The 7780-nt window shown below is 62.9% G+C and carries 6 protein-coding genes and 3 pseudogenes; 7 read left to right on the top strand and 2 right to left on the bottom strand.

Annotated features, from left to right (window positions below; genetic code table 11):
* Both EET03_RS17735 and EET03_RS33070 read left to right on the top strand, forming a co-directional pair.
* Positions 1–199, top strand: a pseudogene (locus EET03_RS17735) (PPE family protein); the annotation flags it as partial.
* Between the two features lie 21 nt (positions 200–220).
* A pseudogene (locus EET03_RS33070) lies at positions 221–328 on the top strand (type VII secretion protein EsxI); the annotation flags it as partial.
* A gap of 175 nt (positions 329–503) precedes the next feature.
* Here EET03_RS33070 and EET03_RS17730 read toward each other — a convergent pair.
* Entirely contained in the window at positions 504–1226 is a 723-nt protein-coding gene (locus EET03_RS17730) for a GAP family protein (RefSeq protein ID WP_075541895.1), read from the bottom strand.
* Between the two features lie 662 nt (positions 1227–1888).
* Between EET03_RS17730 and EET03_RS17725 the strand changes: the two genes are divergently transcribed.
* Positions 1889–3424 carry a phospholipase C gene (locus EET03_RS17725; RefSeq protein ID WP_063469470.1) on the top strand — a complete coding sequence of 512 codons (1536 nt, stop codon included), beginning with the start codon at positions 1889–1891 and terminating at the stop codon, positions 3422–3424.
* Here EET03_RS17725 and EET03_RS32465 read toward each other — a convergent pair.
* A complete protein-coding gene (locus EET03_RS32465; RefSeq protein WP_075541893.1) occupies positions 3379–3561 on the bottom strand; it encodes a hypothetical protein in 183 nt (60 codons plus the stop codon). The genes EET03_RS17725 and EET03_RS32465 overlap by 46 nt on opposite strands.
* 75 nt (positions 3562–3636) lie before the next feature.
* Here EET03_RS32465 and EET03_RS32460 point away from each other — a divergent pair.
* From EET03_RS32460 to EET03_RS17700, 4 genes and pseudogenes are all read left to right on the top strand, one after another.
* A pseudogene (locus tag EET03_RS32460) lies at positions 3637–5168 on the top strand (phospholipase C).
* A gap of 110 nt (positions 5169–5278) precedes the next feature.
* Positions 5279–6805, top strand: a complete 1527-nt coding sequence (locus EET03_RS17710) for a phospholipase C (RefSeq protein ID WP_075541894.1) — start codon at positions 5279–5281, stop codon at positions 6803–6805.
* Positions 6806–7124: 319 nt separating this feature from the next.
* Positions 7125–7448: a hypothetical protein gene (locus EET03_RS31705; protein ID WP_089025206.1), complete on the top strand. Its 324-nt coding sequence runs from the start codon at positions 7125–7127 to the stop codon at positions 7446–7448.
* Between the two features lie 148 nt (positions 7449–7596).
* Positions 7597–7780: WXG100 family type VII secretion target (locus EET03_RS17700; protein WP_136625718.1), on the top strand; the 184-nt coding region annotated here is incomplete at its 3' end.

The raw sequence follows: 7780 nt of genomic DNA, 5'->3' as shown, positions 1-7780 counted from the left end.
GTTGGGTGGGGTGCCCACGGCGGCGGAATTGGCGGCTGCCGCTGGTGGCAGCGGCGCGGGAATGCCGATGATGCCGATGCCGATGGGTGGCGGTGGTGCCGGGGCGGGGATGCCCGGCGGGATGATGGGCCGTGGGGGTGCTAATCCGCATGTGGTGCAGGCGCGCCCGAGTGTGATCCCGCGTACCGGTATCGGGTAGCGCCGGGACTTGCGGGGCGGGGCCTGCCAGGAGTTCATCACCGCGTCAGGCCGCAACTTCCAGGTGATCTACGAACAAGCCAACGCCCACGCCCAAACCGACTCCGCCGCCGGCTCCAGCTGGGCCTGACCAACACCGACCCGGCCTCACCAGCCAGCTCTACAGGGCGCGGGTCACACCAACCAAACAGTGTTACCCGCGGCCCTCACCATGTCAGCCGAAAGCGATCCGTGGTCTCGGCGCCGGAGGCGATGTGTGACGAGGTAAGGGCACCGGCGCCGGCAGCCGCAATCAGAGCGGGCGCTTATACGCGGCCCATCCCCCTGGTCATCAGGAATACCCCCAGCAGGGCAACGACGACAGCGAAGATCTGGTGCCGCCGAGCCTTGACCCAGCGCTGCAGCACCGACATGATCTGGCCGGTCTTAGCCGGCGCCGCCAGCTGGCTGGCGAGTGGGAGCTCGACGAATGCCAGCGCCACAAGGGTGTACACGCCCGCCGCTGTGACCTGGGTGGCCACCGCAGCTCCCGAGGCCAAAATCGCGGTGAGCGCTACCAGAAACCGGAGATCCGCCAACATCCCGACTCCGAGGACGAACGCCACCCGCAGCGGGCGGGCCTGCAGCGCGAACTGGGCGCGCGTCGACAACCTCGAGATCGTCGTGGACGTCCGGACCTGCAACTGTGATGGATTGGCGCCTGTCATCCCAGGCCGCATCCGCTGGCCCGGGGAGAGGCTGATCGCCAGCGCGGCGATGAGCAGGGCCATGACACCCATCGCGATCTGAATGTGTCCGGCGGTGGAACTGGCGGTGGCAACTTCCACCCGGTGCATGACGTCGAGCGCGAATCCTCGTAGTCCGAAGAGCACACCCGTAGCCAGAGCAACGCTGGTGACGATGCCGCCGAGCCAAAATGCAACGAGCTGGCCGACGGCACGAGGTCGCGATGACAGGAGAACGCTGATCCCGATCCGCACCGGATCGGCCGTCGCGACGAGCGCCAACAGGAGCACCGTACCCCACATGGCAAGGGACGCTACAACGACGACGACAATCACGAAACCCGGTCGGGACAATGGTTTTCCGATCACGACCGGGTTACTCGCGGCACGACATCATTCCTGGCGTCAGATTAAGACCGACGGTGCCGAATGCCATTCGTTTGAAAAGTCGAAGAACGGGCGCTGACCTCGAGTAATGGGGGAGGTTGCCGGCGCCGGCGCCAGGTCGAGAAATGGCACTATGAGGGATCGATTAGGAATGTGGGATTCGATAAATTTTTGTCGTGACGCACTTTAATCCGATGAGTATTGGCACGTTGGTCGCAATGTTGCGTCGGCACGGCGTACGTCCGCTTCGATAACAGGGCGCCCGGCCGGTGCGCTTCGGGAGGGTCGCCGCCGCGTGGGCACCGCTCCCAGCCTGGGCTTAACGAGGCCCCGGCGGTTTTCGCCGCGGTTCTCGTGGCTTCGACACGCCGGCCAACAGACCGGAACTCCGTACCCACCGGTACAGCGCAACCGGCCAATACCGATCCCGGAAACCGATTCCGGCGCGTTTGCTGCAGGTGAAAGTAGGCCCGCGACACGCCGGTCAGCCTGCCGCGACCGATCGGCATGGTAACTATACCGTGAGCTGAACTGCGCGCAGGGAGGCGAATTACGTGACGGAAAACCCCTTCCGGGGAATGTCACGCCGGGAGTTTTTTGCAAAGCTCACCGGCGCCGGCGCTGCGGCGTTGCTGATGGACTTTGCCGGCCCGGTGATCGAAAAGGCGTATGGTGCGGGCCCATGCTCAGGGCATTTGACCGACATCGAGCACATCGTGTTGTTGATGCAGGAGAACCGGTCATTCGATCATTACTTCGGCACACTTTCGAGCACCCGAGGTTTCAGCGACCCGTCGCCGGCATACCAGCAAAAGGGTTGGAACCCGATGACGCAGGCGCTCGACCCTGCGGGAATCACCATTCCATTCCGGCTCGATACCACCCGTGGCCCCATACTGGACGGCGAGTGCGTCAATGATCCCGACCACGCCTGGATCGCCATGCACACCTCCTGGAACAACGGCGGCAACGACAACTGGCTTCCGGCGCAGTCGGCGACGCGCACCGGGCCTTATGTCCCGATGGTCATGGGTTATTACACCCGCCAGGACATCCCGATCCACCATCTGCTGGCTGACACCTTCACCATTTGCGACGGCTACCACTGCTCACTGCTCGGTGGCACGCTGCCTAATCGGTTGTATTGGATGAGCGCCACCATCGATCCCGCCGGCACCAATGGGGGACCGCAGTTGGTGGAGCCCGGCTTCCTGCCCGAGCAGCAGTACAGCTGGCGCATCATGCCGGAGAACCTCGAGGACGCCGGCATCAGTTGGAAGGTGTACCAAAGCAAAGATGCTGGGCGGTTCATCAACACTCCGATCAGCAATAACGGGCTAGTACAGGCTTTCCAGCAGTCCGCAAACCCGAGGTCGAACCTGGCTCGGTTCGGCATTGCACCGACTTACCCGTTGGACTTCGCGGCCGACGTCAAAGGCAACCGGCTGCCGCAGGTTTCCTGGCTGGTTCCACCGTTCATCCAGTCGGAGCATCCCGCGTTGCCGGTGGCGCTGGGTGCCGTGGCGATGGTCAATGCGCTGCGCATCCTGCTTTCCAACCCGGCGGTGTGGGAGAAAACCGCCTTGATCATCAGCTATGACGAAAACGGCGGGTTCTTCGACCACGTGACGCCGCCGACGGCACCGCCGGGTACTCCAGGTGAGTACGTCACGGTGCCCGACATCAACGCAGTGGCCGGGTCCGGCGGTATCCGGGGCCCGATCGGCCTGGGCTTTCGGGTGCCCTGCCTGGTCATTTCGCCGTTCAGTCGCGGCGGGTTGATGGTCCATGACACCTTCGACCACACCTCGCAGCTGAAATTGATTCGCGCCAGGTTCGGTGTGCCCATTCCCAATTTGACCGCGTGGCGCGATGGCGTCGTGGGCGACATGACCTCCGCGTTCAACTTCGCAACACCGCCGAACCCGACGAGACCTAACTTGAGCCATCCGCTCTTGGCCGCGGTGCCGAAACTGCCGCAATGCATCCCCAACGTCGTATTGGGAACGACGGACGGCACGCTGCCGGCAATTCCGTACCGAGTGCCTTATCCCCAAATGATGCCCACTCAGGAAAGCAGCCCCACCCGCGGGATTCCCAGCGGCCTTTGCTGATCGGCCGGGAAGCTGCCGTTACGGCTTTCGGTGACGGCGGCGGATTTTTTGCGCTCCGGGATCGAAATGATGATCAGCACTGGCTTGCGTATCGGGTCCGACACGCCGGTGGGCTTATCAAGATTGATTTCCGGCACAACTATACCGTGATCGGGAATGTGCGTAGCGGCCGTCGAGGAGGGCGTGTGGGGAGCGAGCACCCAGTCGACGGAATGACCCGTCGACAATTCTTTCGCTAAAGCCGCTGCCGCCACCACCGCCGGCGCTCTCACGTCATTAGCCGCTCCGATTATCGAAAAGGCGTATGGAGCCGGGCCCTGCTCGGGGCATTTGACCGATATCGAGCACATCGCGTTGTTGATGCAGGAGAACCGGTCATTCGATCACTACTTTGGCACGTTATCGGGGACTCGGGGTTTCAACGATCCGTCACCGGCATTCGCGCAGAAGGGCCGGAATCCGGCGACGCAGGCGGTCGACCCGGCCGGCACCACCATTCCGTTTCGATTCGACACCACCGGGGGGCCGCTGCTTGATGGCGAATGCGTCAACGACCCCGATCACGGCTGGACCGCCATGCATACCATGCATAACTCATGAAACGGGGCGCCACCGACGGCTGGTTGCCGGCGCAGGCCGCGTCCAGCCCGCTGCCGGGCAACGTCCCGGTGACGATGGGTTATTTAACTCGCGGGGACCCCCCATCCATTGCCTGCTTGCGGACACATTCACAGTTTGCGACGGCACTGCTGCTCGCTGCTGGGCGGGACCACGCCCAATCGGCTGTATTGGATGAGCGCCCGGATCGACCCGGACGGCACCAACGGTGGTCCGATTCTGATCGAACCCAACATCCAACCGCAGCAAAAACTCAGCTGGCGGATCATGCCGCAGAACCTCGAAGACGCCGCCGTCAGCTGGAAGGTCTACCAGAACAAATTTCTGGGGCCGCTCAACAATACGGTTGTGGGCTACAACGGACTGATCAACGATTTCCAGCGGGCCGCAGATCCGAGATCCAATCTGGCCCGCTACGGCATCGTCCCTACGTATCCCTTGGACTTCGCCGCTGACGTCAAGAACATGCGCTGCCCAAAGTTTCCTGGGTGCTGCCGGGATTCTTGTGTCCGAACATCCCGCATTACCCGTTTCCATCGGTGCTGTCGGAATCGTCGACGTGCTGCGGATTTTGCTGTCGAATCCGGCGGTGTGGGAAAAGACCGCAGTGATCGTCAATTACGACGAAAACGGAGGTTTCTTCGATCACGTGACGCCGCCGACACCGCCGCCGGGCACCCCCGGGGAGTACGTCACTGTCCCCGATATCAACGCAGTGCCGGGTTCGGGCGGTATTCGCGGGCCCATCGGTTCGGGTTTCCGCACCCCGTGCATCGTCATTTCGCCCTACAGTCGCGGTCCGCTGATGGTCCACGACACGATCGACCACACCTCGACGCTGAAATTGATCAGTGCGCGGTTCGGGGTGCCCGTTCCCAACCTCAGCGCCTGGAGAAACGGCGTGGTCGGCGATATGACTTCGACGTTCAATTTCGCGGTCCCGCCGAACCCGTCGAAACCCAATTCAAGTTTCGGCACCGATGCCTTTTCCCTATCGGGTTGTGTCTGCGCCGAATATGCCGGTGCCAGGAACGGGTCCGCACGGGCATTCCCGGCGGGCCCGGTTATGTCGAAGGGCCGATTCAAGGTCGAACCGGGCACCGCGGACTGCCATCGGAGCGATTGAATACGCCAGGACACGCCGGTTTGCGTTTCGCAGCCGACTTCCGTCACGCCTATACGGTCAACTCGAACATCGATAAAGGAGGGCCGGTGGGCGGCGGTGCATTTGCTGGAATGTCGCGTCGAGAATTCCTGGCCAGGGCCACCGGAGTCGGGGCGGCAGCTTTTCTCACGGACTGGGCCGCCCCGGTGATCGAGAAGGCCTATGCGGCCGGCCCGTGCTCGGGGCATTTGACCGACATCGAACACATCGTGTTGTGCCTGCAGGAAAACAGGTCATTCGACCATTACTTCGGCACGCTCTCCAGCGTGGACGGGTTCGACGCACCGACACCGCTGTTCGCCCAGAAGGGCTGGAATCCGCAGACACAAGCGGTTGACCCCGCCGGCATTACCTTGCCGTATCGCATCGATACGACCAGGGGCCCCAACGGCGTTGGCGAATGCGTCAACGACCCCGATCACCAGTGGATCGCGGCCCATTTGTCGTGGAATGGCGGGGCCAACGACGGCTGGCTTGCGGCGCAAGCCAGAACCCGGTCGGCGGCCAATACGCCCGTGGTGATGGGCTACTACGCGCGCCCCGACATACCGATCCACTACCTGCTGGCCGACACGTTCACCGTCTGCGACCGCTACCACTCTTCGCTTCTCGGCGGGACGATGCCCAACCGGCTCTACTGGATCAGTGGCACCGTCAACCCTGACGGCGACCAGGGCGGACCACAGATAGTCGAGCCGTCCATTCAACCGAAACTGACGTTCAGTTGGCGCATCATGCCTCAGAACCTCAGCGACGCCGGCATCAGTTGGAAGGTCTACAACAGCAAGCTGCTCGGCGGCCTCAACGACACGTCGCTGAGCCGCAACGGCTATGTGGGCAGTTTCAAGGCGGCGGGAGATCCGCGGTCGGATCTGGCGCGATACGGGATTGCGCCGACATATCCCGCGGACTTCGTCCTCGACGTCATCAACAACAGGCTGCCGCAAGTCTCCTGGGTTGTGCCGCTGACCGTCGACTCCGAGCATCCGTCCTTCCCGATCGCCGTGGGTGCCGTCACGATCGTCAATCTGATCCGGACGTTGCTTCGCAATCCGGCCGTATGGGAAAAGACCGCGCTGATCATCGCTTACGACGAACACGGCGGATTTTTCGACCACGTCACGCCACCGACGGCGCCGCCGGGCACACCCGGCGAATGGATTCCCAACAGCGTCGACATCAACAAGGTCGACGGCTCGGGCGGTATCCGGGGGCCGATCGGTCTGGGGTACCGGGTGCCATGTTTCGTTATCTCTCCCTACAGCCGAGGCGGGCTGATGGTCCACGACCAGTTCGACCACACGTCGCAGCTGCAACTCATCGGTAAGCGCTTCGGGGTTCCGATCCCCAACCTGACCCCGTGGCGGGCCGGCGTGACCGGAGATATGACGTCGGCATTCAATTTCGCCGCCCCGCCCGACCCGTCGCGACCCAACTTGGACCACCCGGCTCGGCAACTGCCGAAGGTTGTCAACTGTGTGCCCAACGTGGTCCTGGGGTTTCTCAACGAAGGGCTTCCCTATCGGGTGCCTTATCCGCAGGCGATGCCGGTCCAGGAATCGGGGCCGGTCCGCGGAATTCCCAGCGGCATCTGCTAGGCATCGAATGCCTACCGAATACCTACCGAATGCCTACCGAATGCCTTTTGAATCCATCTTTAGACCAGACCTGCGCTGCAAGCCGGTGCGGTGCAGGGTTGTTTCCCGCTGCGCGGATCGAGCGGCAGGCTCGGCTGCTGCGAGCGGCGATGCCGCAGCCAGGCCGCCCGACGTGGCTCCAGTGGTCGTGCTGGCACGCAGAGAAATCGGAGAAAATGGGGATATTGGCCGCGGGATTGTCATACGATGCGAAGTGCTCGATGGTTTGTGGTTGCCATTGAGGGTTGGTTTATTGGAATCGGCACTGGAAGGGGACAGCGTGCTTTTGCCTCTTGGTCCGCCCTTGCCGCCCGATGCCGTGTCGGCGAAGCGCGGTGAGTCGGGGATGCTTGGCGGGTTATCGGTTCCGCTCAGCTGGGGTACGGCCGTTCCACCGGATGACTATGACCACTGGGCCAAAGAGGATGAAGCGGCCGAGGTCGCCGTCGTGCCCGGTGCGGTGGATCCCGAACCCGCCGAATCCAGCACCGACGAGTGGGACGAGTGGGCGGAGTGGAACGAGTGGGAGGCAGCCAATGCCGAACCTCGGTTCGAGGTGCCGCGTAGCAGCAGGGTCGTACCGCATTCTCCGGCGGCCGGTTGAGAGAAAGGGGTAACTGTCGTTCTTCATGACCGATTGGGTGACTTCGGTATCACCGCGGTCGGCACTACTAGGAGTCAATCTGCACAAATAACTCCCGACTAAGAGCCCAGTTGACTATATAAACCCAGTTGACAAGGAGACAGGCAACATGGCAACACGCTTTATGACCGACCCGCACGCGATGCGCGCGATGGCGGGCCGCTTCGAGGTGCACGCTCAGACGGTTGAGGACGAGGCCCGCCGGATGTGGGCGTCCTCGCAGAACATCTCCGGCGCGGGCTGGAGCGGTCTGGCCGAGGCCACCTCGCTGGACACCATGGGCCAGATGAACC

Source organism: Mycobacterium innocens (assembly GCF_900566055.1).
GTDB classification, from domain to species: Bacteria; Actinomycetota; Actinomycetes; order Mycobacteriales; family Mycobacteriaceae; genus Mycobacterium; species Mycobacterium innocens.
This window is presented reverse-complemented; position numbering and strand designations above follow the sequence as displayed.

What these genes read in the sequence shown, in the direction of transcription:
- EET03_RS17730 (WP_075541895.1), bottom strand. Translation starts at nt 1,226, where the DNA reads ATGTGGGGTACGGTGCTCCTGTTGGCGCTCGTCGCGACGGCCGATCCG.
- EET03_RS17725 (WP_063469470.1), top strand. Translation starts at nt 1,889, where the DNA reads ATGTCACGCCGGGAGTTTTTTGCAAAGCTCACCGGCGCCGGCGCTGCG.
- EET03_RS17710 (WP_075541894.1), top strand. Translation starts at nt 5,279, where the DNA reads ATGTCGCGTCGAGAATTCCTGGCCAGGGCCACCGGAGTCGGGGCGGCA.